32 protein-coding genes are annotated in these 25,485 nt (G+C 46.6%); 12 read left to right on the top strand and 20 right to left on the bottom strand.

Annotation, left to right across the window (positions count from 1 at the left end; genetic code table 11):
• Positions 1-57 precede the first annotated feature (57 nt).
• Positions 58-1,041, bottom strand: a complete 984-nt coding sequence (locus JW727_03150) for a hypothetical protein (protein MBN2095020.1) — start codon at positions 1,039-1,041, stop codon at positions 58-60.
• 78 nt (positions 1,042-1,119) lie between these two features.
• Here JW727_03150 and JW727_03145 point away from each other — a divergent pair, with 78 nt between their 5' ends.
• A complete protein-coding gene (locus JW727_03145; protein MBN2095019.1) occupies positions 1,120-2,817 on the top strand; it encodes an NFACT family protein in 1,698 nt (565 codons plus the stop codon).
• A 21-nt stretch (positions 2,818-2,838) separates the two neighbouring features.
• Here JW727_03145 and JW727_03140 read toward each other — a convergent pair whose 3' ends face one another.
• The 4 genes from JW727_03140 to JW727_03125 all read right to left on the bottom strand — a co-directional run bounded on the left by JW727_03140 (position 2,839) and on the right by JW727_03125 (position 5,353).
• Complete coding sequence (locus JW727_03140; GenBank protein ID MBN2095018.1) at positions 2,839-3,174, bottom strand: hypothetical protein; 336 nt, start codon at positions 3,172-3,174, stop codon at positions 2,839-2,841.
• Positions 3,171-3,863, bottom strand: a complete 693-nt coding sequence (locus JW727_03135) for a hypothetical protein (GenBank protein ID MBN2095017.1) — start codon at positions 3,861-3,863, stop codon at positions 3,171-3,173. Before JW727_03135 ends, JW727_03140 begins: the two co-directional genes overlap by 4 nt.
• Before the next feature lie 100 nt (positions 3,864-3,963).
• Positions 3,964-5,139 (bottom strand): NAD(P)/FAD-dependent oxidoreductase, encoded by a 1,176-nt coding sequence (locus JW727_03130; GenBank protein MBN2095016.1) that lies wholly within the window; start codon positions 5,137-5,139, stop codon positions 3,964-3,966.
• 40 nt (positions 5,140-5,179) lie between these two features.
• Positions 5,180-5,353, bottom strand: a complete 174-nt coding sequence (locus tag JW727_03125; protein MBN2095015.1) for a 4Fe-4S binding protein — start codon at positions 5,351-5,353, stop codon at positions 5,180-5,182.
• A gap of 23 nt (positions 5,354-5,376) precedes the next feature.
• Between JW727_03125 and JW727_03120 the strand changes: the two genes are divergently transcribed.
• The 3 genes from JW727_03120 to JW727_03110 all read left to right on the top strand — a co-directional run bounded on the left by JW727_03120 (position 5,377) and on the right by JW727_03110 (position 6,842).
• Positions 5,377-5,667: a hypothetical protein gene (locus JW727_03120; GenBank protein ID MBN2095014.1), complete on the top strand. Its 291-nt coding sequence runs from the start codon at positions 5,377-5,379 to the stop codon at positions 5,665-5,667.
• Positions 5,664-6,134, top strand: a complete 471-nt coding sequence (locus JW727_03115; GenBank protein ID MBN2095013.1) for a GNAT family N-acetyltransferase — start codon at positions 5,664-5,666, stop codon at positions 6,132-6,134. Before JW727_03120 ends, JW727_03115 begins: the two co-directional genes overlap by 4 nt.
• 72 nt (positions 6,135-6,206) lie before the next feature.
• Positions 6,207-6,842, top strand: a complete 636-nt coding sequence (locus JW727_03110; GenBank protein MBN2095012.1) for a hypothetical protein — start codon at positions 6,207-6,209, stop codon at positions 6,840-6,842.
• A 28-nt stretch (positions 6,843-6,870) separates the two neighbouring features.
• Here the strand turns inward: JW727_03110 and JW727_03105 are convergent, their stop codons facing one another.
• The 5 genes from JW727_03105 to JW727_03085 form a co-directional block, all read right to left on the bottom strand.
• Positions 6,871-7,332 carry a hypothetical protein gene (locus JW727_03105; GenBank protein ID MBN2095011.1) on the bottom strand — a complete coding sequence of 154 codons (462 nt, stop codon included), beginning with the start codon at positions 7,330-7,332 and terminating at the stop codon, positions 6,871-6,873.
• The gene (locus JW727_03100) at positions 7,329-8,333 is read right to left on the bottom strand and encodes a hypothetical protein (GenBank protein MBN2095010.1); all 1,005 of its coding nucleotides are present in this window, start codon (positions 8,331-8,333) and stop codon (positions 7,329-7,331) included. The genes JW727_03105 and JW727_03100 overlap by 4 nt, the downstream gene beginning before the upstream one ends.
• Positions 8,334-8,486: 153 nt before the next feature.
• Positions 8,487-9,518, bottom strand: a complete 1,032-nt coding sequence (locus JW727_03095; GenBank protein MBN2095009.1) for an NAD(P)-binding protein — start codon at positions 9,516-9,518, stop codon at positions 8,487-8,489.
• A 53-nt stretch (positions 9,519-9,571) separates the two neighbouring features.
• Positions 9,572-11,743, bottom strand: coding sequence for an elongation factor EF-2 (locus JW727_03090; protein ID MBN2095008.1), 2,172 nt, complete (start codon positions 11,741-11,743; stop codon positions 9,572-9,574).
• A 101-nt stretch (positions 11,744-11,844) separates the two neighbouring features.
• On the bottom strand, positions 11,845-12,456 hold the full coding sequence (locus JW727_03085; protein MBN2095007.1) for a hypothetical protein: 612 nt from the start codon (positions 12,454-12,456) through the stop codon (positions 11,845-11,847).
• A gap of 133 nt (positions 12,457-12,589) precedes the next feature.
• Here JW727_03085 and JW727_03080 point away from each other — a divergent pair, with 133 nt between their 5' ends.
• From JW727_03080 to JW727_03070, 3 genes are all read left to right on the top strand, one after another.
• On the top strand, positions 12,590-12,877 hold the full coding sequence (locus JW727_03080; GenBank protein ID MBN2095006.1) for a PRC-barrel domain-containing protein: 288 nt from the start codon (positions 12,590-12,592) through the stop codon (positions 12,875-12,877).
• Positions 12,878-12,934: 57 nt separating this feature from the next.
• On the top strand, positions 12,935-13,156 hold the full coding sequence (locus JW727_03075) for a DUF167 domain-containing protein (GenBank protein MBN2095005.1): 222 nt from the start codon (positions 12,935-12,937) through the stop codon (positions 13,154-13,156).
• Between the two features lie 67 nt (positions 13,157-13,223).
• Positions 13,224-14,000: a hypothetical protein gene (locus tag JW727_03070; GenBank protein ID MBN2095004.1), complete on the top strand. Its 777-nt coding sequence runs from the start codon at positions 13,224-13,226 to the stop codon at positions 13,998-14,000.
• A gap of 90 nt (positions 14,001-14,090) precedes the next feature.
• Here JW727_03070 and JW727_03065 read toward each other — a convergent pair whose 3' ends face one another.
• Positions 14,091-14,723, bottom strand: coding sequence for a superoxide dismutase (locus tag JW727_03065; GenBank protein ID MBN2095003.1), 633 nt, complete (start codon positions 14,721-14,723; stop codon positions 14,091-14,093).
• A gap of 41 nt (positions 14,724-14,764) precedes the next feature.
• On the bottom strand, positions 14,765-15,073 hold the full coding sequence (locus JW727_03060; protein ID MBN2095002.1) for a helix-turn-helix transcriptional regulator: 309 nt from the start codon (positions 15,071-15,073) through the stop codon (positions 14,765-14,767).
• Between the two features lie 84 nt (positions 15,074-15,157).
• Here JW727_03060 and JW727_03055 point away from each other — a divergent pair, with 84 nt between their 5' ends.
• Both JW727_03055 and JW727_03050 read left to right on the top strand, forming a co-directional pair.
• On the top strand, positions 15,158-16,261 hold the full coding sequence (locus JW727_03055; protein MBN2095001.1) for an inositol-3-phosphate synthase: 1,104 nt from the start codon (positions 15,158-15,160) through the stop codon (positions 16,259-16,261).
• 67 nt (positions 16,262-16,328) lie between these two features.
• A complete protein-coding gene (locus tag JW727_03050) occupies positions 16,329-16,880 on the top strand; it encodes a hypothetical protein (GenBank protein ID MBN2095000.1) in 552 nt (183 codons plus the stop codon).
• Positions 16,881-16,882: 2 nt separating this feature from the next.
• On the opposite strand, the gene JW727_03045 is transcribed toward JW727_03050, so the two are convergent.
• The gene (locus JW727_03045) at positions 16,883-17,188 is read right to left on the bottom strand and encodes an MGMT family protein (GenBank protein ID MBN2094999.1); all 306 of its coding nucleotides are present in this window, start codon (positions 17,186-17,188) and stop codon (positions 16,883-16,885) included.
• A 99-nt stretch (positions 17,189-17,287) separates the two neighbouring features.
• Between JW727_03045 and JW727_03040 the strand changes: the two genes are divergently transcribed.
• The gene (locus tag JW727_03040) at positions 17,288-17,785 is read left to right on the top strand and encodes a hypothetical protein (protein MBN2094998.1); all 498 of its coding nucleotides are present in this window, start codon (positions 17,288-17,290) and stop codon (positions 17,783-17,785) included.
• A gap of 50 nt (positions 17,786-17,835) precedes the next feature.
• On the opposite strand, the gene JW727_03035 is transcribed toward JW727_03040, so the two are convergent.
• Positions 17,836-18,066, bottom strand: coding sequence for a hypothetical protein (locus tag JW727_03035; GenBank protein ID MBN2094997.1), 231 nt, complete (start codon positions 18,064-18,066; stop codon positions 17,836-17,838).
• A 68-nt stretch (positions 18,067-18,134) separates the two neighbouring features.
• Between JW727_03035 and JW727_03030 the strand changes: the two genes are divergently transcribed.
• Positions 18,135-18,728, top strand: coding sequence for a hypothetical protein (locus JW727_03030; GenBank protein MBN2094996.1), 594 nt, complete (start codon positions 18,135-18,137; stop codon positions 18,726-18,728).
• Between the two features lie 7 nt (positions 18,729-18,735).
• On the opposite strand, the gene JW727_03025 is transcribed toward JW727_03030, so the two are convergent.
• From JW727_03025 to JW727_03005, 5 genes are all read right to left on the bottom strand, one after another.
• Positions 18,736-18,966, bottom strand: a complete 231-nt coding sequence (locus JW727_03025; protein ID MBN2094995.1) for a hypothetical protein — start codon at positions 18,964-18,966, stop codon at positions 18,736-18,738.
• Positions 18,963-20,144 (bottom strand): hypothetical protein, encoded by a 1,182-nt coding sequence (locus tag JW727_03020; protein MBN2094994.1) that lies wholly within the window; start codon positions 20,142-20,144, stop codon positions 18,963-18,965. The genes JW727_03025 and JW727_03020 overlap by 4 nt, the downstream gene beginning before the upstream one ends.
• Positions 20,145-20,310: 166 nt before the next feature.
• Positions 20,311-21,558 (bottom strand): ABC transporter permease, encoded by a 1,248-nt coding sequence (locus JW727_03015; protein MBN2094993.1) that lies wholly within the window; start codon positions 21,556-21,558, stop codon positions 20,311-20,313.
• Between the two features lie 15 nt (positions 21,559-21,573).
• On the bottom strand, positions 21,574-23,004 hold the full coding sequence (locus tag JW727_03010; GenBank protein MBN2094992.1) for a COG1361 S-layer family protein: 1,431 nt from the start codon (positions 23,002-23,004) through the stop codon (positions 21,574-21,576).
• Positions 23,001-23,753: an ABC transporter ATP-binding protein gene (locus JW727_03005; protein MBN2094991.1), complete on the bottom strand. Its 753-nt coding sequence runs from the start codon at positions 23,751-23,753 to the stop codon at positions 23,001-23,003. The genes JW727_03010 and JW727_03005 overlap by 4 nt, the downstream gene beginning before the upstream one ends.
• Before the next feature lie 147 nt (positions 23,754-23,900).
• Here JW727_03005 and JW727_03000 point away from each other — a divergent pair, with 147 nt between their 5' ends.
• Entirely contained in the window at positions 23,901-24,728 is an 828-nt protein-coding gene (locus JW727_03000) for a hypothetical protein (GenBank protein MBN2094990.1), read from the top strand.
• A gap of 99 nt (positions 24,729-24,827) precedes the next feature.
• Here JW727_03000 and JW727_02995 read toward each other — a convergent pair whose 3' ends face one another.
• Complete coding sequence (locus JW727_02995) at positions 24,828-25,424, bottom strand: hypothetical protein (GenBank protein ID MBN2094989.1); 597 nt, start codon at positions 25,422-25,424, stop codon at positions 24,828-24,830.
• Between the last annotated feature and the right edge of the window lie 61 nt (positions 25,425-25,485).

The following is a 25,485-nucleotide window of genomic DNA, read 5'->3' as shown; positions in this document are numbered from 1 at the left end:
CTCCATTTTCGCTTCTGAAGGATTATCTTCATCTCTCCACCCACTTCTTCAGTTAGGCTATTTTTGCAAGCCCCCCTCCATCCTCTTCTGGAAATTGCTCTGGTAAGCCAACTGCTGGGCAGGTGGGGCTTCTCTTGGCGCGCTGGCGGCAGGCATCTGCTGAATTGGTGCTGGTGGCTGAGGGGGTGTGGGGACGGATTCTGGAGCCGGATTGGGCCCTTCTACCATCGCCTGCAAGCGCCCCCTTAGCGCGCCCATCTTCTGGAGCATCTCTGAGTCATTTCCATACCTTGCCTCCATTTCAGCGAGCTTTCCAATGCTGTCAAAGCCATAATGCTTTGCAAGCTCAACCTTTGCCTGGCCGTACGTTTCCCAGTCCTTTGCAAGCGCATCCTTTTCGTACAGGAACTGCTTTAGCGCTCCTGAACGCTTTCCTTCAGGGTCAGAGCTTTCGATATTTCTTATAAATTCTCCAAATCTTGAAGCAACAATCTTTGCCTCCTCGCTTAGGGGCAGGTTGTCAGCGCCAAAGCCCTTGCCCTGGCTTTGAAGCGCATTTAGCTGCGTCTCGAGAAGTATGTATGCCTGTATGTCGGGGCTACTCCTAGCTCTTGCCAGAAGCTCTTCCTGCCTTGCAATAAGCCGCTCTTCCTTAGGCAGCATCGCGCCCTTGTACCGGGACTGGTAATTCTCCCAGAGCTTTTTTTCTTCGGGAACTGAAGCTTCAGCTTCCGAAAAATTGCCCGAAACCACTTTTGGCTTTTCTGGCTCAATAATTCCGTAAAAGTGCATATCTTTGGCTATTGCAACAAGGTCAGGCCCACCCGGAACCGAGTAGCCCCTAAGCTGCTTTTCGAGGTCCGAGAGAGTCCTGTCAAGAGTGGAATCCTGTATTCCAGCATTAAGGTAAGTTTCCTTGAGAGTGTAGAGCCCTGCGAGCTCAAATGTCCTTGCCCTCACTGTAGGCGCCTTTTCAAGAATGTCTGCCGAATAAAGCCGGTGCCTTCCCGAAGAGCTTGAGCCAGATTCTGGAGAAACCATAATTAAATCGCTTAGAAAATATAGGATATACTATAATTGCCTGGAGGGCTGAGCAATAAAATACCGGTAGAATGAATTATGGGACTTACTCCAATTGATTTCCATTACCTGGCGCTCGAGCTTAAGGTTTTGGAGGGCTCAAGCATCAAGGACATAAAAAGAAGTGAGAACATCTGCATAGAGTTTAAGTCCAAAGGCAAAGCGCAGGAAAATCTGGTGGTAGGAAAATCATTTTGCTACCTTACGCAACATGCCTGCCTGGGAGAGCCGGATGGCTTCTGCAATTTCCTGATGCAAAAAATAAAAAACCTCACTCTCCTTGGAGTCCGGCAGGACCGATTCAACAAAATCCTAATTCTCTCGCTTCCCGGCTACGAGCTTGTTCTGGAATTCATTGGAAAAGGAAACATAATTCTCTGCGACAAGGTCTTCACGATAATAACTGCGCTAAATACAAGGGAGTTTCGTGACCGTAAGGTTCTGCCAAAAGAAAAATACATTTTTCCGCCGTCCCCGAACCTCGAGGATTTTGAAGGAATTTTCGACGAGAAAACGCTCGCCTCAGGCCTTCATATCGGAAAAGATTACGCAAGGGAACTCTCTGAAACCAAAACCTGCATCAGGGCCCTGCTTGAAAGAAAGCTCTCGCCCAGGATATACCTTGGAAAAGAGCCCTTGGTGTCGCCAATAGAGCTCCGGGCGGATGGCGAAAACTGCTCAAAATATCCCACGCTGTCAAGAGCAATCGAAGAAGCTTACCGCGAGAAGAACCTTACAAAAGAGGAAGTCATAAAATCCGGCAGGGATAAATCCCTGAAAAAACACGAAAGAGAAACTGAAGAATACGCAAAAAGCGCGAAAGCCATATTCGAAAACATCTCTGAAATTGAAAAAGCCCTGTCTGTGTGGAAGAGTGAAAAAAAGATAACTGTGCCGCTTGTCAGGGTAAACGAAAAATCCGGAGAAGCGGAATTCCAGACAGAAGGTGTCTCATTTCGGATAAATGTCTCAAAGGGCGCGAAAAAAACAATGGACGAATATTTCCAGAAGTCAAAAAAAGCCAGAGAAAAGATATCAAAGACGCGCGACTGGATGGAAAAAACCCAAAGTGCAAAAGCCCCCGCACGATTTAAGCAGGCAAAAAAGCAGGAATGGTTCGACCAGTTCAAGAACTTCACGACTTCTGACGGCTTTCTCGTAATCATCGGAAAGGATGCAACAACCAACGAGCTTTTGATAAAAAAATACTGCAAGAAGTCAGACATTGTCCTTCACGCACATATTCCCGGCTCGCCATTCGGGGTAATCCGAAGTGAAGGCAGAACTGTGAGCAAAGAGGCAATCGCTGAAGCGGCACAGTTTACTGCAAGCAATTCCCGGTTCTGGATTTCGCGGCTCGGCGTCGCAGACATATACTGGGTTACGCCTGACCAAGTCTCAAAAACTCCCCGGCCAGGAGAGTACCTCACAAAGGGCTCGTTCATGATTTACGGAAAGAGAAACTTCCTGAGAGTTGACCTGGGTATTGCGCTTGGCTTAGATGAAAACCTCAATGTGCTGAGGGGGGTCAAAAAATCTGTTGAAAGAAATGCAAAATATTTCGTGGAGATTGTACCCGGATCCCTTGAAGGAAAAGAGCTTGGAGAAGCGATAAAAGAAGAATTGATCAATCAGGCAGCAAAAGGCGACAAGGAAGCAATAAAGACCATAAATCCAGAAGAATTCCTAAAGATTGTTCCCTATGGAAAGGGCCAACTGGCCAAAAAAACAAATTAAAAATACAGACAAAATAAGAATTCACGCAAGGCGGAGATTATTCTTTATATTGAGCTCATATATTTTCTTTTTGACTTCCTGGGCAAGCAGGCTAAAAAATCTTATCTGCTCTCCGATGAACTCAAGCGTCTCTTTTGTGGAAGGGTCCTTGGCTGTGCGGTTCCTGTCTATTTTTTCCCTAAGGTACTCGAAGTAGCTGACCCAGGACAGTGCTACGCTTCTCAGGCCCACAAGCCGCTGGACATCTTTTGTTTCTTCTGCAAGGTCTATTGCCTTGAGCAAAACCGTGACCTTGTGGTCGTACTCCATTCCAACCTGCCTTAGAAATTCCGCCCCATTAAAGTTCTGCCGTTTCATAGTGCGCTCTCTGCTCCTGCCTTGGCAAGGCTAAGTTCATATGCCTTCATCAAGCCTTCACGGTCTTCAGGGAACATGCTGTCCATAATCAAATCCGCTCTTTCAGGGTGAAGCACCATATAGTTTCCAAGCCCCGTTATGGAATGCCCTCCTACATAGGTGTCCTGAATGTGTGCAGTCAGCATCTCATCAGACATTCCATCCAAGACCTTTTCCGAACCGGAAAGCCCCTGGTATAAGCCAGTGTCTAGTTTCCCCGCACCAGGCACATTACCTGAAGAAACGGAAAGCGCCCTTAATACCCTTTCATGCTCCTCTGGCGACAAAGGTGCGTCTGCAACTCCAGAAACTGACTGGGCTGCCGCTTCTTCCGGGCCGCCAGGAATCGCCGATTTTATTCCAAGGTATGCCTGGTCCATCTTGTCGTGAACTGTCCTCATTCCTTCGGCCACCGTTTCTCCTCCCGGAAGACCTTCAATTGCACCTGTAGGGTCCCAGCCCGTAAGGTTATGGATAGCATAAGCAAGCACAAGGCCCGCTCCAGCCGCCCCGATTCCAAGAGCAATCTTCTTTTTTGTTCCTAGCCGGCTTGCATAAGCCGCTGCGCCGCTAAATCCCTTTCCCGCATTGCTGTAGGTGTTCTTCAAAATTGAGCTCGATTCATTGCCATAAGCAATCTGATCTGCCATAATATATCTATATATAGTAATTAGCAAGACTAACTCTTCGGTTACCAGCTATAGCCACTAAATGAAATATCCAACCGATGCAAGCATCGGGGCATAACGATTAAATCAGCTTGCCTATATACTTCATAAGCTGAGGCCTCTTTATGACAATTTTTGCAAGAAAGCCAAGCCCCTTTCCCATAGATATTTCCAGCAGGTGTTCTGGTGTGAGATTATCTGCCAAAAAGTCCAGATCACAATCAGACATTACTTCAAGAAGCTCCCTTATCTTTTCCATATTTTTCAGGTCATTTCCCCGCTCAGCCCACCATCGGGCGTTATAGGACTCAAGAGATTCTTCAGAGGTGTCATTTTTCTTCAGGGCTTCGATTATTACTTCCCCCGCAATCCTTCCTGCATATTGGGCCTCAACTATCCCTCCCCCATGAATAGGGCTTACCTGATGGGCGGCGTCGCCAACAACAAGAAAATTGTCAAGGTTCATCTTCTTCAGTAGGCCCCCAACTGGAATTCCGCCAGCATTTACCTCAAGGATGGACCCGTTTTTCAGGCCCTCATTTTGCTCGATAAACCGCTTCAGGTAATCAATTGCAGGAACATCGCTTCTGCCAATTATGCCAATACCAACATTTGCAACATCTTTGCCTTTAGGGAAAATCCACACATACCCTCTCGGGGCAACTTTTGTGCCAAAAAACAGGTGAAGCTTATTTGGGTCGCTAATCTTTATACCCGCCATCTCAAATTGGACTCCGGAATCAGTCAAAAGAGGGCTGCAGGTAGTGTCAAGTCCAGCCATTCTCGAAACCCTGCTTTCAATCCCATCGGCTGCAACTAGTACCTTGCACCTCTCCTCAAAAGGCTCTCCCATAAATGTGCCTTTTACTCCACACACCTTTCCATTTTCCTTAATTACTTCGGTTATGTCTGTTTTTGCCTGGATTTTCGCCCCCGCTCTTGCTGCCTCCTCGCAAAGCCACTTGTCAAAAACTTTTCTTTCAAGGATGTATCCTCCAATCTCATCAAAAGCCATCTCAATTGAATTTCCATTTGGGGCGTAAGCAACCGAGCCATTTATGCCCTGGCGAATGCAGTTTTGGGGAACTTCCAAACCAAGGTTTTTTAAGTCAATAAGTGCAACCCCTTCAGCACACCTCTTGGGCGCGCCTATCTCCTGGCGCTTCTCGTAAAGGGCCACGCTAAAGCCATTCTTTGCAATTTCCTTTGCAACAGTTGCCCCTCCAGGGCCGCCTCCAACGACGATTACATCTGCCATCCTCTATAAAGGTATTCCTTAAAAAAAGAATAATACTTCCTCATTCCAATTTAAGCGCTCTAACGGGGCAAAATGAAGCGCAGATGCCGCAATTCACGCATTTCTGTACATCCACCAGAAGACCGCTCTCCTTAAGGCCCAAAGCCGCCTTTGGGCAGACGCCAACACACCCGCCGCATCGAAGGCATTTCTCCTTATTCCAAACAACCATTATTAAAGTACCCTATAAACAAATTTATGGATGAAAATATAGACCCGCGGTACCTCGAACAGATGAAACTCCAGCAGCAAAAAGAGCAGCTTGAAGAACTCAAAAGGCGCCTTCTTATGGAATGCCTGACTAAAGAGGCAAGGGAACGGCTGGCCAATGTCAGGATTGGAAATCCCGTCCTGGCAGAGCAGGTGGAAATGTACCTGCTTCAGGCATACCAGCAGGGCCAGATAACCAGCCCCATCCCCGATGAAAAGCTAAAGGAGCTTCTTAAGGCGCTGACCGTGAAGAGGGAGACAAAAATTACGAGAAGATGAAAATCAGGAAGGCAGAATCCAGAGATATCGAAACCTTGTCTGTAATTGAGAATAAGCTAAGCAGAACGCACGAAACCCTGGACAGTGCTTACACCCTTGCAGAAAATGACGTTGTCGAAAAGGAGACCAAACATTACCTTGAAATGCTGCTTGCAGACAAAAACTGCTTAGTGCTTGTTGCAGAAGAAGAAAGCACTGTTGTAGGTTATCTTACTGCATGCCTGGAGTGCCGTCCTAAAATCTTCCAGGAAAATCTTGCCGGAAAAATCTTCAGCATATACGTTGAGAGAAAAAGCAGAGGACAAGGTCTTGCAAAAAAGCTTCTTGATGTGGCCTGCCAGTGGATGAAAGAAAATAAAGCCCCCAATGCTGAAATAAGCGTATCTGCCCACAATAAGGAAGGCCTTGCATTCTGGGACAGCCAGGGATTTAAAACCACAAGCATGAGAAAGAGAAAGCCGCTATGATTAAGCGCAATATGGCCCCCTATTATATGGAAAGCAGATAAAACAATATAGTTATTCAAAATATATTTATTTGTGGCAGAAGCAAATTTGCCTGTTCCTGTAGAGCCGGAAAAGCAGCCCGAAGAAGGCAGTTGCTGCGACAACCACCTGCACGAGATTGCAATCTGGCTTGACAGCTACGAAGACATATTTTCCGATTTCGACCCCCGGCCAAACTCAAAGAGGGGGCTATCTGAAGATTTCATCTCCGAACTCAAAAAGGCCTGCCTTGCAAAGTCCCCCGACCCTCTTGAAGTAAAAGTCTATGTGCCAGAAAGCGAAAGAAACGAAACGGAGGAAGGTATTATCAAAAAGCGGCTATGCGAATATTTCTGCAGAAGAAACAAACGAATGACCCAAGAATACAATTCCATAATCAAAAAGAGCGCCCTGATGATAGTGGCGGGAGTGGTAATGATGCTTGCCGCAACTTACATAATACTTACCCACGACGAGAGGAATTTCATCACAAACTTTCTCATAATTCTCCTTGAGCCCGGCGGCTGGTTTTTCTTCTGGGAAGGCCTCGAGCAGGCGATATTCGAGCCAAAGAAAATAAGAAGCGACAGGGATTTCTACAAAAAAATGTCCGGGTGCAACGTAGTGTTTCTTAACGACCCCAATGGAAAAACGGAAACTGAAGGAAAGAGCCCAGAGACTAACAAATAAAACAAACAAAAGATGAAAAATCAAAAATTTACCTTAGGGATTGCCGAAGGGTTTTTACCCTCATCTCGCCAAGCTTTCGTTCAAGCTCCTTGACCAATATCTGGAAGAACTTGATCTGGTCGTCTATGAATGCGACTGAGGCCTTTGTGCTTTGGTCCTTTGGGCTGCAGGTTTTCTGTATTACCTGCCTTAGCGCTATGAAGTACTCTATCCAGTTCTTGGCTATCTGCCTTGCGACCATCAGCGTCTTTGTGTTTCCTATTCTTTCAGCTGTGTCAATCGACCTCAAGAGGACTGTGACCTCACGGTCATATTTCCTCTCGGCCTGCTGAAGTATTTTGCTGAAGTCAGTTCTTGCCTTTGCGCCTTTGGTTGCGATTGGCTTCACTACGGTTTTCTTTATGGTCTTCTTTACAGTCTTAGCCGGCTTTGCCACTCTTTTCACTGCTTTTTTAGCTACCTTTACCGAAGATTTCTTTTTTGCTGTCATATTACACCTTTCTTCTTTGCGTAAGCGCCTCCTCCAACGAGTCCTGCTCCTGCAACTGCTGCACCGGTCTGCCCTCCAGGGAATCCTGCCAGGGCATCGCTAAGCTGCTGCTTTATTCCAGGGCTTGCGTCAGTCTGACTTATTGCCTGTTCCACCGAAGCAGGTGAAGGGGATGTGCCAAATGGAGCATTTGTGAATGAACCTTCATTAAAGACCAGCACTTTCTCAGGAGTCATATCGGATACATCAACAGAAGGATGAGGTGATGTATTTGAGAAGAATTTCTCCTGAACTGCAGTTGTCTGAACATCTGAATCACCATAAGACACCTTATCCTTCACAGCATCAACTGTAGAAGACATCTTGTCTTGGGACCTGCCCAGAAGGTCACGAATGCCGTCAGAAACCCGATCCTGAACCGTGCCATTTATATTCCCTGCTTCAACATGTTTATCGTATACGCTCTGAACAGCATCTTGGGTGTTCGAAACGCCCTTCAGCCGCTCTATATGATCCATTGCCTCCTCACGAGAGTATCCTTGGTCCACCCAGTAGTCGACGAGTGCCTGCTCCTTGGACACATTTGCAGTAACTGCAGTTATGTATCCCTTGAGAGCATCGTCAAGACGGGCAAGGGCATCGTAAACCCTGTGGGCTGAGTTATCAAGCACTCCACCTTCCCCGCCGCCAATCGCCTCGGGAATCTTGTGTATCGTTGCATTGTCAAGGTTTCTTATTGCCTCGTCTGCCGCGCTTGCGTCCAAGTGGCCAAGCGCTATTGCAGTGTAAGTTGCTGCAAGGCCTGCTGCTCCAACCAAAGCTGCCGTTGTTTTTGGCTTTGACTTTGCGTAGCCAGTTGCTCTTGATGCACCTGACTTTGTAGCTCCGCCAACCCTGTTTGCAAGGCTGCTTGCATAACTGATTGCAGTCACCCCCGCATCCTTCACATAACCAATCTTTGAATCACCGCTAGTAGCATTATTATATGCTTGTTGCTTCATAATATTATACAGATAGGTATATATTGTTTCAAGAAGTTTTTCTGGAGAAATTTGTAGCCAGAAGCCGAACAGATAGGATTGGAACGAAAATAGAGTCTTAATTTTTCAGGGCATTGAACGGTAAAAACAAACAAAAGATGAAAAATCAAAAACTTACCTGCCCGCCTCACTTTTCCAGTCAACATATGAATTCACTTTAATAACTTCACCAAGCCCAGTTAGCATATGGACATAATCTTCATTTGTAAAGCCATTCTGCCTTTGCCTGGCTGCCCACAGATTCTGAAATTCAGTGCCAAATCTGTCTCTCAAGAGCTGATTGTAAGGAACTTCCAAGAGTATGCTTTGCGCCGCAGTGATTCCTGTATCCAGGGCGTAGCTTATTCCAAATCCCCTTCGGGCATCCTGAAAACCGCAGGACTCCCCCACAAAAAGCTTTCCATATTGCTCAGCAGAAGAAATCGGGTCTTCCTGAACGTAGCCGTAGCCGAATATACTTTTCCTGGGAGAAGCGCTTCCCAAGAAAGGGCCAAGCAAACCACCCTCAAGCCCCAGGTCAAGTTTTTTCTTCAGTTCAGAGCGGTTCAATTCAGTAAAAGAAACAGAGAGAAGCATGGCCTCCTTAGACCCCGGCAAAAGGCAGACGTACCCCTGAGGAGCCAAGCCATTATCATAAACCATAGCAAGTTCATCCCCCAACAGAGAGATTTCTTCCATGGGGTAGGCATAGCCCACCCCAAGAATGTTTCGCTTATCTCTTGGTGCTCCGGTAGCAACCACTTTTACCTCATCAGCATCAAATGGAATCTTTGCATTAAACTTAAAGTTCACTCCTTTCTCAAGGCATAGCCTGTAGAGTTGGTTCTCAAGCGAGTTTTCCCCATTTCCCCTTTCAAAAAGAACGTAGGAAGACCCTTGCGTTTCGGAACGAACCCCCGGAGCAAGTCTGAAAACTTTCTGAATCCTGGAGCAGGGCTCCAGATCCAGGCCTAACTCATGCAATTCATAAAGCGCTCCCATTCCGTAATCCCTAAGCGCATTGACATGATAGCCAAAGCCAGAGCCCACGGAAGCCTTTCGTTCAAAAACATTGACCTTAACGCCTCCATCAGCAAGCTTAATGGCCGCTGCAAGTCCGCCAAGCCCCGCACCCAGGATGCCCACCTCAGAAATTTCCCCTAACATAAATGACCCTTGCTAAGCAAAAAACAATAACTTTCAGCTAGAAATATCTTCTCCTAGGCCTGTTCAGGAGACAGTCCCTTCCTCTGACGTATCTTTGAAATTACTCCCTCCTGAAGGGACATTGGAAGCTTCTCGAAGTAAACATTGATAAGAGAGTAAAAGCCCTTGCCCTGAGTTGCCGATTTTAGAGCCCCTTCAAAGCCGAACATTTCAGCTACAGGAACCCTTGTCCTGATTATTGAAGCCCCAAGCTCAGTTGAAACGTCATCGACCTGGCCGCGCCTGTTCTGGATTTCATTCATTGCAGGGCCTGTGGTTTCCTCAGGTGAGTCAATCCTGATGTCCTGAAGCGGCTCCAGGACCCTTGGCTTGGACTGAAGCATTGCCTCTTTTATCGCCTGCCTTACTGCAGGAATAACCTGTGCAGGGCCCCTGTGGATGGCGTCTTCGTGAAGGTCAGCATCAACCACCTTTACCTTTACTTTAAGGCATGGCTCCCTTGCAAGAGGGCCTTCGTTGCACACATCCCTGAACGCGTTTTTCATGTGCTCGAAAGTCTCGTTAAGGTACTGTATTCCCTTTGTTGCGTTAATCAAAATGTTCTTGTTGTAAATGTCAAGGTACTTCTTTATGTCTTCCCTGTCCATTCCTGCCTTTACGAAGAGCTCTATATCCTCCTGCTTTAGCTTCTTGAGCCGGTCTTCTGGTATTGCGCCGGAGCTTAGAAGCTCAAAAACTCCCTCCTCCAACGGCTCAACGATGACATAGAACTTGTTATGCTTGTTTGGGCTCTTTCCTTCTACCGGCCGAGGTGTAACTCCCTCGATGGTTTCCCTGTAAACGACTATCGGTGTTGAGCTCTTTATGTCAATTCCCCTTTCCCTGAGTGGCCTTTCAATCTTTGCGTCAATGTGAAGCTCACCAAGGCCTGAAACCAAATACTCTCCGGTTTCCTCGTTAATCTTAATCTCAATTGAAGGGTCTTCCCTGTTTACCTGCTTTAAGTAATCTATTAGCTTTGGAAGGTCCCTGACATCCTTTGGCTCAACTGATTTTGTTACAACCGGCTCAAAGATGTGCTTGATCGATTCAAACGGTGGGATTGGCTCCTCAGGGCCGCATATGGTTTCACCGGAAAATGCTTCTCCCAAACCAACAATGCCAATTATGTTTCCAGCCAGTGCCTCTTCAATGGTAACCCTTCTGGGGCCCCTGTAAATTGAAACCTGCTGCACTCTCTGCCTCTTCCTCTGGCCTACAAGGTAAACCTCCTCTCCTGCCTTTAATGTGCCTGAAAAAAGCCGTGCGGTGCAGATGACTCCCGCGTGCGGGTCTGGCACAACCTTGGTTACGATTGCGCCAAGCTTTCCTTTTGCATTGCACCCCGTCATATCGGCGCCAATTGGAGTAGTTACATCCCCGCTCCAGATCTTCTCAACACGGTATTTCTGCGCCTGGTTAGGGTCTGGCAAGTGAGTAACAATCATATCCAAAAGAACCTGGGACAGCGGGCACTTCTTTGCAAGCTCTTTATCCTGGTCAGCATTTGTCATGTCTATGATTTCCTTGAATGAAACCCCCGTCTTTTTCATGTAAGGAACTGACATCGCCCAGTTCTTATAAGCAGAGCCAAAAGCAACAGTTCCGTCCATAACGTTCACCAGCCACTTATCCCTGTACTGCGGCTCGGCATATTTCATTATAAGAGAATTGACATTGTTTATGTGGCTTTGGAGCCGCTTCATCATTTCCTCAGGGCCTAGCTTAAGCTCCCGTATGAGCCGATCGGTCTTGTTTATAAAAAGTGTGGGCCTTACTCTTTCCCGAAGCGCCTGCCGGAGAACGGTCTCGGTTTGGGGCATTGGCCCCTCAACTGCGCAAACGACAACAACCGCCCCGTCGACCGCCCTCATTGCCCTTGTTACGTCTGCCCCAAAGTCAACATGGCCGGGGGTGTCTATAAGGTTGACAAGATATTGCTCATTATTGAAGGTGTGAATCATGGAAGCGTTAGCTGCAAAAATAGTGATTCCCCTCTCCTGCTCCTGCTTGTCAAAGTCCATGAAAACCTGCTTCCCCGCCAATTCCTCGCTGATCATCCCGGCTCCCGCAAGAAGGTTGTCTGTAGTGGTGGTTTTTCCATGGTCAATATGGGCAATAATGCCGATATTTCGAATATGGTCCTGATGCCTCATCAGCTTCACAACATCCTCGTCCAGTGTCATAAGTCTTTTTCGAGAAAAAGAATTTAAATGGCAGGCCAGAGGGGCTTAAAAGCAAACCTGCGCTTAAGCGGCAATTAGATGCGGATTGCCTGGCTTTTGCTTCATGCTAGGCCACTTGCTTTGGAAAAATCCTCAACAGCATTTCTCAGGCCCGAAAAGCCGGACTTAATGGGTTTGCACTTCAGAAGCGACTGCAGGGAGATGCTCTTTTGAAGAGGAAAACATCTGTTTAGCGCTTTTGTAGGCACTATATAAAAATCCCACTGGTCCAGGTTCAGAGGGTCTATTGTTTCCTTGTCCTTATGCTTTAACAGGCAAAAAATGTATAAGTCCGCCTGCCGTCTCGAGTCTTTTTCGGACTCGTTTGTTTCAGCAGACCATGCCTTAGTAGGGCTTATTACAAACCTTATATCTGAATGCCTTTTCTGGCTCCAGGACTGAATATATGCGGCAGACTTTACCTCTATCTTCAGGGGGCCAAAATCAAGGTCATAAGAGTCCCAAATACCCCTTACTCCTCCGGACACGCCCAGGGCGCTTGCAACTATAAACTCTGCAATCTGACCCCTCAGCGCATTGCTCACCAGGTCTGAAGAGTTCCACTGCCAAAACTCAAGCAACCCAAACCCAAGTTCCTGGCCTTTAAAAGTGAATCTTTCCGTCCCCGATTTTCTAGAAGCCCTTATAATCCCAAGCCCATCATCCGCACACATAATTTCCCTCTTAAAACTAGATTTAGTTTCCTTGCAGGAATAGGGCTAAAACTGCCTAAAACCTGATTTTAAGCCATTGCGTAGTGTTTTCCGGTTACAGGGACCAAATATATAAATACTGTGTTAGTAATATATGGCAGTTAATGTAAAATCTTTCTCTGAAGTAGTAGGAAAAGATGTTTTCACCACTGACGGAAAATATTGCGGCAAAGTAAAGGATTTCCGGGTCGAACTGGGAAAATTCAGGGTGACCTCAATAATTGTCGAAGCTTTGAGGGGAACCTTCCTTTCAGAGATTCTTGGAGGCGAAAAGAAGGGCGTAGTGATTCCATACTCGGCTGTAGAGGGAATAGAGGACATCGTGCTTATCAGAAACATTTTCAGGGGCGTCAACGCGAAAATAGAGCAGAGGCCTGAATAGTTTAACAGATTTTTTGATTTACGTAAATCTAATAGCCGTATAATCTAGGCACTATTTATGAAGCGCATCACTATCCGCGTAGTCCCAAACAGCTCAAATGATGAAGTTCTTGAAGAGGTAGGTTTTTTGAAGGTAAGAACCCGGGCAAAAGCCATTGACGGGAAGGCAAACAAGGCAGTAATTGAAATTTTGGCAAAGCACTTTGGGGTTCGTAAAAGCAGGATAGAGATTGTTCGGGGGGAGAAGGGGAGGGAGAAGGTAATTCAGGTGATATCCTAAAAATAGTGAGACAACCTAGAAGTAGTATTTATTTAAATACCTATATCGTATATCTATGAGGTAAAATATGGAACCTGACTTTGAACTGGTGGAGTTAGATCTTGGGAAGGGAAATTCTGCCCAAGTATTTAGCCAAAGTAGCCCGCTGAAGTCTAAATGCCCTAGTGACTATTCGCCTAAGGGAAGAAAGATAACTCACTCTTTTGAGGAAGGCAGAGGCATTTGGCTAGAGGGCACAATTGGAGAAGTTATACCAGAATATCTTATAATGCCCGATATGGAAACTATTGGAGGGTTAATGCTGACACCAGATTCTGGGTCATATAAAGAATTTTCTGCAGTTGAAGCTGCAATGAAAGAAGGCAAAAGCATCAGTATGGGCGTTCTTTTAAGCAAACCTGATGGTATCGACGTCTACTTAGACAGAAACTCAGAATCAAGATTGCCTTTTAGGAAGAAATCCTCCCAGCCCAAGGTCCGAATCCCTTGGGGAGTTGAATTGGGCTATGTTGAGGCAAATCCAGACGGGTGCTTAACAAGCACTCATAGGCGATACCATGCCCATTGGACCGATTTTTCCATAGACCAGAAAACCCAAAAATTAGTACTTGGTAGAGAGATTCTCACAGAGGGAAAATATGCTCCCGCAGCCAAACTTTACGAGATTAGTTTGGGCTTGGGGATACCGCATTTGGTTGAACAGGACACCAAGAGAATCTATAGAGGAACCTTGGTGGCAAATACTCAACAGGTAATTCCCAATAAGGCAAAAATATGCCTCGAAAAGATATATTTTAGTGAATTCCCCAATAGGATATCAGAGCATCTGGGACTCAAAAACTAAATCATTCTGCCAGTAATTTCTCCCGACCGCCCCTTTAGGCATCATGAAATCAGAGCGGCGATTACGAGGGATAAAACAAGAATCAAAAACCTAATTCTGCCACGCATTTTGGCCCTCCAAAACCACGTCAAGCCGTTTTGCGACCTCATCCCAGTTGACCAGGTTCCAAAAAGACTCCACATACTTGCCCCTCTCATTTTCATAATCCAGGTAGTACGCGTGCTCCCAGACATCGAGCACCAACAAAATGGGAAAGCCCGCAATAAGGTTTACGTTGTGCTTTTCGGCCTGGAGTATCACAGGCCTTTTTGTAGCCCTGCAATAAGCGAGAACCGCCCAGCCGGAACCTTCCACTGAAAGCGCTGCCTGGGTAAACTCCTTCCTGAACCTCTCAAGACCCCCAAACTCAAGGTCAATCAGGGTCTTGATAAGCCCGACCGGATTTTCGGCCCGGTGATTTGGCGGGGCAAGGTTATCCCAGAAAAGCTTGTGCAGGATGTGCCCCCCGACATTGAACGACAAGTCCCGGCAAACATGCTTCATATCGAGCTTTTGGTCTTCTGACCTTGCCAAATCAATCTTCCTCAAAATCGCATTGGCGTTATCGACGTACGCCTGGTGGTGCTTTGTGTGGTGAAGCTTTAGCTGGTCTTTTGAAATGTGCGGCTCAAGGGCACCATACTCGTAATGAAGAACGGGCAGCTTGTAGAACTTATCCTCCATACACTAAGCTTGATTTTTGATATATATTCCGAATTTGGGGGTTAGCTCTTCAGGAGCTTTCCGAGGTTTTCGTAAAAGTTGACCGCTTTTTTAAGGATTTCAAGACCTTTTGGAGTGATAGTGTATATCTCTTTTCTCCCGTCCGGCTTTTTCTGGACAAAGCCATCAGCTTTCAGGGAATACAGAACCCTGTAGGAAGTGACTGTGCCCGGCATAAAGCCAAAGCGCTTGTTTACCTCTTCCCTTAATATGTAGCCGTGGCGTGGGCCGTCCTTCAGGATCCTCAGGAGGTAAATCCACAGGCAGTCTTTTGTGTTAAGGTCTGCCAGGCGCTTAAGGGGCTTTTCCATAATTAGTAGGGCGCAGAATATATTGGCTTACCGGGATAAAGTTTTACGCTGGTAAAATATATAAATACTTCCGCTAGTTATTATATGGGCAAGGAAATCAAAATCGCTATTTCCGGAATCGGGAACTGCTGCTCGAGCTTAATACAGGGGCTCTACTACTACAAAAATGTCGACTCGAACTCCGAGCTTGTGCCGGGGCTAATGCATAATGTTCTTGGCGGCTACAGAATTTCTGATGTCAGGCCAGTTGCAGCTTTTGACATTGACAAAAGAAAAGTTGGGCTTGACTTGTCTGAAGCGATTTTTTCAAAGCCAAACAACACCAAGACATTTTGCAAAAATGTGCCCAATCTGAAGGTGCCTGTCAGAATGGGGCCTGTTTTGGATGGGGTTGCCCCGCACATGATGAACTACCCTGAAGACGAGGCATTCCGTGTGGCGGACGCCGAGCCCTGTAATGTAGTAAAAGCCCTTCAGGATTCGGGCGCTGAGATTCTTGTAAATTACCTTCCAGTCGGCTCTCAAAAAGCCGTTGAGTTTTACGCCAATTGCGCTCTTGAAGCGGGAATCGGCTTTGTTAACTGCATGCCGGTCTTTATCGCCTCAAACCCAATTTGGGCGAAAAGGTTTGAGGAGAAAAAAATACCTTGTGTGGGGGACGACATAAAGGCGCAAGTTGGAGCAACCATTACCCACCGGGTTCTCGCAAAGCTCTGGGCTGACCGGGGCGTAAAATTAGACCGGACTTACCAATTAAACTTTGGGGGGAATACTGACTTTTTGAACATGCTTGAAAGAGCTCGGCTTGTAAGTAAGAAGGTGAGCAAGACTGAAGCAGTGCAGTCCCAGCTTCCAACTCCAATGCCTGAAGGAAACATCCACATCGGGCCGTCAGATTATGTGCCTTTCCAGAAAGACGAGAAAATCTGCTACCTCCGGATGGAGGGAAGAAAATTCGGAGATGTCCCGACAACAGTGGAGCTACGGCTCGCAGTCGAGGACTCGCCAAACAGCGCAGGAGTTGCAATTGATGCGATTAGGTGCTGCAAGCTGGGGCTTGACCGGAAAATTGCAGGGCCATTAAAGTCAATCTCCTCTTACACCATGAAGCACCCAATTGAGCAGTATTCGGATTCAGAGGCGAGAGACAGAGTAGAGGAGTTTATTGCGGGGGAGAGGGAACGGTGAAAGTAAGCTAAGTTCAATATCTTCAATAAGTATTTAAAGTTATAGTAATTATTATATTATAGTAACTATGTTAGCAGGATTACCAGAAGGAATAAAAGTCCCAGACAGCCAAAAAGAGTATTTTGAGGGTGCTGAAGAGCTTATCCATTATGCAAGAAATAATGGACTAACTGTCGAAACAAGCTTTGATACAAAAAAACAAGAACATACGCTTGGAATTGAATTGCCTTCAGGCGTTTATGGTGGAGGACCTAGAGTAATAATCCGGGAAACTGAAGCACTTTATGATGGAGATGGAGGTATCTCTTGTGTAGGTCTTTCAGGTCCAGATTCAGCCATTGCAAAATTTGAGAGTAGGTCTCAAATAATCGAAAAGGGTGACTCCAGAAATTTCAAAAATCTCTTCAAGAGTTATTCGGGTCCCGTGACAATCGAGACCATCGAGGATGGAAAAAGAACTATAAGCCGCGGAACATTAAGTTCTGAAGGCCTAACTGAACTTTTAAGAATGACAGCCCGCGCCGATCCTGCTCACTGCATAGAGCCACCTCTTTCGGTGCAGGCCAAGCTTCCGGGAGATAGAACCACTGAAGAAAGAGCATTATATTGGAATCTTTAATCCTAGTCGTATTTCGGGTTTACTTCCAGCGCCAGCAAAAACCGCTCCAAATCCACCCTCCCGTTTTTGACCTCAACGCCCTCACTTTCAAGCAATTCAATCTTCCTCTCGACTCCACACTTGTACCCGCCGATTCGCCCATCAGACATCACGACCCTGTGGCAGGGAATCTCGACCAGCTTTTCATTACTGTTCAAAATTCGGCCAACTGCTCTTGGACTTGTCCCAAGAGCGTCTGCAATCTGGCCGTAGGTGGCGACTTTTCCGGGCGGAATTTTTGAAACAATGGCGAAAACCGCTCGTCTCATAAATGAAACTGATGGAAGCAGTTAAGAACCCGTAAGGTAAGCCAAATTTTGTTTAAAATCGGACATAAAAACATATTTAACTAACTAGTAGTGCTGAATATGGACTGGCAAAAGATAAGGGGGGCGGCAGAAAAGACGCTTAGCGACAAATATGTTCTGGGCCTTGGGGCTGCAGCAGTGCTTGCAAACTACCTGGGGCTTTTCGAGCTGGACGGGCTTGGCGGATACTTTCAGGAAGTTCCACATTACGATGTGCTTATGCACGGAACAACAGCCGCTGCCCTCGGCTACACTGGAGTAAAGGCCGCCGAAAACCTTGAAGTTCCCGTAAGCAAGGCGGAAGTGGCGGCGGGGGTCCTGGCGCTTGGAATCGGCTGGGAAATCCTCGAGCACTACCTTGCCTCAGGCGGGATTCTGAGCGTGGCAGAAACAGGCCTTACCTCAAACACTGCCCAGGACCTTGCAGTTGACGCCGGCGCTTCTTACCTGGCGGCAGATTACGCCTCCAAAAACGGCTCCAAGTGCCCCGTCCTGGAATACCTTGAAAGGGCAAACCACTACTTCCATTCACTTGCCACCCAAAAAGCCACCGCTTAAGAAACCCGCCACACCTACAGCAAAAAGCCAAAATACGAAAAAAGCAAAAATTATCTTCTTTTCTTAACTCCCGGCAATTGTGGCTTTTCTGAAGCTTCTTTCTGGGCAAAGTACTGGAAAACACCCAGAACTATGCCAAGAACCACCAGGTAGCCGCTGATTCTCTCGACGACGACAAGGTTTTCAGAAGCGAAAAGCAGGGTCAAAATAACCATGCAAACCACTACTGCGCCAATTACCTTTGCTATGCCAACATAGCCGTCCTTACAGTCCAAAGGCATAATATAGTGAGATATATTAGATAATACCCAAAACAAGCCAAACGCTATATATATGGAGGGGGTTTATTATGGTTCAGCAGCTTATCAGGGGGCTTGCCTGGTTTCCGGACAAAAAGCCCGAAGAGATAAAGAAGGCATTTTCCCCAAAGCCGAAGGAATTCAAAAACTGCCGCTTCGGGTACTTCAGCGAACTTACACGGTTTGGAAAAACCTTAAAAACCCCCGGAGTGCTAATCACCGGCTCAATTGACGAAAAATACTCCTCAAAGGACGCAAGTGATCTCCTGCAGAAATATGCCGGCTCAAAAGACGTGAAAGTCGACATAACCGTCGAAACCGAGCACGCATTCCTGAAGAGCATAACCTCAGGAAAACTGAAAGGGAATTACCTTGACCTGAGATTGATTCCACCTTACGACATTGAATTCGTCATAAACACGACCAAAAAGCTCCTCAAGACCATGAATGCTTCAGAGATATTCCTGAGGACTGTTGAGTCAGTAAACCAAAAAGAAACGTTTGACCCAAACCCCAAAAACCCTCTCCTGTGCATCGAGGTAATCACCAGTTCCCGGGTTGAAGACCTAAAGGGCTTTATCGAAAAAAAATTCGGAAAGCTAAAGCTGGCAAAAGAAAAAATAACAAAATTGAAATTAAATTAAAACGAAACTAAACCATTTCGCCGATTTCCACGTCATCGATGTCATCCATCAATTCTGCATCCACCTGCTCTATGACCTCGGCATTCTGCTCTACGGCCGGCTCTTCCTGGATAGTTACCTGCTGGGAGTTGTTCTCCATAGGAACCTCAGAATTGTCCTGCGTGTCGCTTCCTATGCAGCCGGAAAAGGCAACAGTAGCAACCAGCAAAAACAGGGCCAAAAAAAGCTTTGTTTTCATCTTCCAGGTACCCCGTTTCCGCGCATATCGCCCATCTCGCCCATCACTTGCTGCTGCTTTCCCATGCCATGCCCAAGGTTGTCACTCTGCCTGACCCTTTCCTGAAGCTGCTCCATCAGTGCCGTGTGGTTAACGCCTGTTGCATTAAACTCCCGCATCTTTTCGCGAACCCGCTCCTGCAACTGCTCTGTCCTCTCAAGCCGTTGCTCAAGGCGGTCCTGCTTCATCTCAAGAGCAAGGTTCTTCTTTGCGATATTGTTTTTTATAGACATCTCCCTTGCCCTGCCAACAAAGCCCTGCTGCTCCTCACTGGTAAGGTTTTGGAAGCGCTCCATAATCTGGTTTCTTATCTCGGACATATTCACTGATCCCTCTCTTATTCTCTTTATTAACTCCTGGTCTTTCGAATTCATCACTCCAAGGAATTCTTCGGTCTTGTGTGCATTAAAGTTTTTCCTTGCCTGGTTAAGCCGCTGGTCAATCTCAGTGAAGTTCGTGGCATTTGCGATTCTTGCCTGAACCATCACGCGCTCCCGGTTTTTCGGAGTCATAAACTCATGCGCAAGCTTCCTGAACTCCATAGTAAGAATTATGGCATCCTTTTTCAGGTCGACAAAGGTCTTTGCAAGCTCCAGCTTGTTTCCATCGCGGTCGGTATTTCTTACAACCTCAAGAAGGTCTTCCATCTCGCCCAGGATTGCAACCAGTTCGCTTACGTCCGCATCGGGGTCATTTTCAGTTATCGCCGCTACTACTACAGAGCCGACAAGAAGGTTTCTTTCAATTCTTTTTTCAAGCTCAAGGAACCTTACCTCCGCACCATATGGGCAGGATATTGACTTTGCCTCATTAATGTCAGCTTCGGTCAAGTTAGAAGCAGTATCGTTTTGATCTGTCTGGTTCAGGTCTGTCATTTCGCCGGTCTGGTTTTCGGTTTCATTTGTGAGGTCGCCTGAATTTTCATTTGTCTCGTTCGTCAACTCGCCTGCGGTCTCGTTGGTTTCATTAGTCTCGTTCGTGATGACCGTCGTGTTGTCAACGGTCTCGTTTGTTTCGTTGCCGGCCTCATTAGTGAGGTTGGCATCTGTTTCGTTTTCCAACGTCTGGTTTAGTGTTTCGTCTGCTATTGCAAGCTGCATAAGGCATAAGCCCGTCAGCAGCAACAGCACTGTACCCATACTATCACTTCGCATCATTTTTCTTTTCCTGCGCCTTTGCCCAAAAAATCTTTCTTGGACCCAGGCACAAAATTACTTGTCTGGAACGGCATATATAGGTTCTTTGAAATATCACGGAAAGGTCCGGAACAATTCGGAAAAACAGCCCAAAAATTTTCCTGCCCTGCTACTCATACCTCAGTGCATCCACCGGCTTTAATTTGGACGCCTGGTAAGCTGGAATAAGCCCTGACAAAACACCAATAAGAACAGAAACCCCCAAGGCAAGAATAATTATCCTCATGGAAACCACGCCGCCTGAGCGAAACATCATTGTCTCGCCCATCAGTGTCGGAAAGGCCATCGAAGCCGCCATTCCAAGAAGCAGGCCAAGCGCCCCGCCGACAAAGCCGATAATTGCAGAGTCCAGCACGAAAATCATCATTATGTCCGAGTTTCTTGCCCCTATGGCCTTCATTATCCCAATCTCCTTTGTCTTTTCGAGAACTGAGGTAAACATCGTATTTGCTATCCCTACCGCGCCGACAATCAGTGAAACTGCCGCAATGGCTGTCAGGAAAATTGTCATGGAACTCATCATCTCAGCGCGAGTTGCCTGCATCTGCTTGCTTGAAGAAAGCGTGAAGTCCTTGGTCCGTTCATTAACATGCCGGACCAGCATAAGCTTGCTGGTGATTTTCTCCATTGTTTCGTTCAAGGTTTCCTCGTCCTTTATCTTAATAGTAACCGAATCGTAAACTCCGTAATCCTTGTCCTCAAGAACCTGGTATGCCATCTGCATTGGCATATAGATGCTGTTACTCTCGTCATCAAGAATCCCGACAATCCTAAAAGAGCTTCCCTCGATAGTTATGGACTTGCTTATCCCAAGCGGCTGGCTGAAGTAAGAGTCCGCAAGCCGGGAGCCGATTACGATGACGTTTTGGTCTGCCGAGTCAAGCATTCTGCCATCCCTTATCTCAGCGGTGGTTATCTTCGACCAGACTGCCTGGTCAACGCCCGTAAGGGAAACAGACCCGGATTTTCCTAAATAGGATACCTTGACATTTCCCCTGATAGTTGGGCTGATTATTGCGATGTCCGGTATTGACTTAAGCGCCTGAACGTCCGAGCGGTCGATTACCGGCTCATCGTCAGTTGCCGTTGCGCCTCCGCTTCCGCCAAAGCTGCCATCAGGCCCTTCCCTGCCGCCCATCATGCTGCTTCCTCTCGAGTAGCCGGCAGAAAGCGTAAGTATGTCGCCTCCAAGCGCCCCGAGCCGGTCATTCATCGACTCCTGCATTCCTTCGCTTAATGCAAGAATCGCGACAACAGACCCAACGCCAATTACAATTCCTATTATGGTTAGCCAGCTTCTAAGCTTGCTGTGCACTACCATATTAAAAGCGTGCTTGAAACACTTCCTGAATTTCATCTTATTTTGAAAGGGCTATTTCTTCTTTTTGGAAAGAAAATTACCCTCCTTAAACTCAATGGACGCCTGTTTTTTCTTCTTGTGCCTCCTGTAAAGAAAAAAGCCCCCTGCCAGAACGATAAAGCCAGATATCAGCCAGACATAGTTTCCAAGACCCCCTTGCGATTGTGGGTATGTGCCATTCCTGCCTGCTGTGCGGGCCATTGCAAAGGTCGTGTTGCCGCTACTTTGTGAAGCCATCTGGACCTCTTTGTCAAGAATCCTCCTCTCTCCCAGAGTATCTGTGTAGGCAACCTGAAGGAGAATCGTGCTGGACTGTGCCTGCATTGTCCGGTTCTGGAAAGCCGTCATGTTGCGGTCCCTATCCTGTGCAGCGATTCCGTCAGTCGTTGCGTTCGCCATTCCAACCCCCCTTGTTCCATTAGGCATCTGCATTGTTGAGCCGCTCTGCTGGAGCGTAAAGCTTGCAACGGTATAATCCCCCTTGTTGAGGTTTCCTATTATTACCGAGTTTGGGCCCTGAACACTCCAGGACCTTTGGCTTGGGACTATGACAGAAACCGAATATGCAGGATTATTTCCTATGTTTGCAATACTAAATGAAGTTGTTCCGCTTGAGCTTTCAGAAAAAGCCACATCAAAATCGGTTTCCCCACCAACATACACTCCCGCAAGTGTCGAGATGGTCTTTTCACTGCCTGTGAGCGGGTCGGTATATGAAAGGCACAAGTCAAGCTCGTAAAGCCCGACATCTGCATTCGTGTCGGCTATGACCTGATACTCAAGCTCTGCGCTTTCGCCTACATCAATGTACCGGACATACTTTGCATTATCGCTTCCAACAGGAAGTATTATTTTATCAGGGTTCGACCACTTGAAGTTCAGGTCGCGAAGCGGCGAACTCCCCACATTGTTTATCGTAAACGTCATGGTGCTCATCTTTCCCGGGATAAGGACGGTCTTATCTATATAGATTACTTCTGCGCTTTCTCTGCTCTGAATGTCAATCGAAAAGGTCCTTTCCGAAACTTGCCCAGAGCCCTCTTCATAGAACCTTACTTTAAGCTCATAAGAGCCGGCTGATGCCTCCCGGTTAACCCTCAGGCGGTATTTGAGAATTTTCATCTCGGAATTCTGCTGGTAGCCATTGATCGTCCCTGCGTTCAGCAGGCCGGTTTCGCCTGAAACAAGCTCAAACGGATAAGTTGGAACTACCTCCACCATAAGGTCATTTACTGCTTCCCCGCCCTTATTTTCAATGCCTATACGCACTTCAATTATGTCTCCCGATATTGCAGGGTCCGGGTCCTGGTTGACTAGACTAACTGAAATTATGCTTCTCTCATTATAATCTACAATGCTTGCCCCCGAAGTCGGGGCTGCAAAAACCGCGCAAAACTGCAAAAAGACAATTATTAAGCCAAACAAAATAGGATGAGTTTTCATGCTGCAGTCCTCCGCAAGGCCTCCTTGAGCGGCCCTGACGAAACTATCTCACCGTCTTTCAGCTCTATAACCGAACAAGCCATGCGCGCAAGATTCAAGTCATGCGTAACCATAATAACCGTCTTTCCTTTTTCTTTCCAAAGCTTCTGCAAAAGGGTAAGGACTTCTTTTCCCCTCACACTGTCAAGAGCTCCTGTCGGCTCATCTGCAAGTATTATATCAGGGTCTGTTACAAGGCAGCGAGCAATCGACACTCTCTGCTGCTCTCCGCCCGACATCTGCGAAGGGCGATTATACATCTTGCCTGCAAGCCCGACCAGGTTCAAGACCCCAACAACCCTTTTGTGGGCAGTTTCATCATCATAACCGTGAAACTCAAGTGGGAGAATTACATTTTCGTAAGCGGTCATGTGGGGCATTAAGTTATATTGCTGAAATATAAACCCAATTGCCCGTCCCCGAAGCGAGGCAAGCTCAGACTCAGGCATCTTGCTTATGTTCTTTGACTTTAAATAAACTTCCCCCTTTGTTGGCGTGTCAAGGCAGCCGACCATATTCATCATAGTCGATTTCCCGGAACCAGAAGCGCCGACTATTGCGACAAAGTCGCCTTCATGTATATCCACGGTAACGTCCTTTAATGCAGGCACGAGGACTTCACCCATCTTATAAACCTTCCAGACATTCTTAAGCGAAATGATTTTGTCGCCGGAGAAGCATTTTCTCGTCCCTTTTTCCGTCTTTTCCATTCCAAAAATGGGCCGGAACAATATAAATAGGTTAGGCGGAACAAGGTGGAACGGGTATTTTGGGCAGTTTACACTACAGAAACGATTTTCCTGTATCCCTAGAGCCCTACAGATTTTGGAAAGTATATCTCATAGCAGAAGTTAATTATGGTTAAGGAAACTAAACATGTTGGAATAAAAAAGCCCTCGCCAAATCGTCTGAATTTATCTCTGACCGGTATTTCTGATGAACTTACGGTAAGCCACAAGAGGGCCTCAGATAAAAATTCTGCCAATAATCACTGGTCAAACATATCCGGGGAACGTATAATTGCGTACCTATTCATCATACTTTCCCTAACCTGTATTGGTTCAGGTTATATCTACTTCACCCAGTATGATGGCTATGAGTGCTTCAGTTTAGTGTACCTTGGACATAACAAAACCTATTCTCAATGTAGCTTCAATGAAACCCCAGAAAGTTTTACTGCAATTTATCATTTAAATACCCCTTACGCCTCAGATATCTATGAGGATTTAATTAACCCCCAAAATGCATCTCACTTCGTTTCGCCTATGTGCAAAAAGGTATTTTTTGAGTTAGATTTCCCACAATTGGTGGTACTGTCCATCTTTTATTCCATACCAACCTTCATAATGGGCCTTATCCTTGCATGTATCATCCTCTATCTTCGCTATAATTGCAGCCTGGAAGAAATTATCACCAAGCACACATTCATCCTATTGTTTCTTTCTGCTTTTATTTCTGCAATAATCTTCTTTGCTTCTCTAGGTCTAATTGTATCAGCACAATCCCCTCACTTGTGCAGATACGTCAATTACTTTGCGAATAATTTTTGGGGAATACAATTAGGAAATAATCCCTTCGCAACACCCATCGTGTATCTTATTGCCATAACAATCACCGCGATTCTCACAGTTTTATTGATTCTATTTGCATTAGCGAAATGGGCTCTCAAAGTAATAACTAGTTAACCTCTAATTATTGCAAATATACAAATCAGCTCCAGATAAGGTCTGCAATAAAAACAAAAAAGAAAACAAAATCGCTTCGGTCTAGAGAAAAGCTGCTTCTTACTCAAAGTCCCTTCCAAGGCCAGTGCAGTCACGGTCTCGCTTCATTTCGCGCTCGCCCTTGCCGCCCATTCCGATTCCCTGGCCCTTAGCTCCCATCTCTCTGCTCATGCCCATAACAGAGCCGATTCCGGGGAGCAGGCCAAGGCCGCTTTCCTCCATGAGGGTTCTTGCAGTCGTGTAGTCTCCCGCTTCCCTTGCCTTGTATATCTCGACTATTGTTGCAAACTCTTCCTCGGACACCATTTCAGAGACGTTTCTTCCTTTTCCAAAGGAATCAACTGCCGCCTTCCAGGCCTCGTAGTCTTCTTGCTCAAGGGCTTCACGAACAGCGGTTTCCCTTTCCTGCATCTGTGCCTTCATCTCAGACCTACCCTGGAACCTCTGCACAATACCGTTGAATCTCTCAACAGTCAGGCCGCCAAGCATAGCGGCTTTCCAGGCGTCAAAGTTATTGTCTTCTACTGCCTGCACTGCCTCTGCTCTCCAGGTGTTTCCGACAGAGTTTTCAGTTCCGTCAGCCATCGACACGCCCATTACCAGCACTGAACCTACCACCAACAGGGCTACTGCGCCCAACATACTTATTCCTTTCATATTTTTCTTACATGCCTTTCCGCCCACTTGCCTGATATGCGCTATTTGCTATGGCCCATTT

The sequence above is a fragment of the Candidatus Aenigmatarchaeota archaeon genome (genome assembly GCA_016932615.1).
GTDB lineage: Archaea > Aenigmatarchaeota > Aenigmatarchaeia > QMZS01 > QMZS01 > JAFGCN01.
This window is presented reverse-complemented; position numbering and strand designations above follow the sequence as displayed.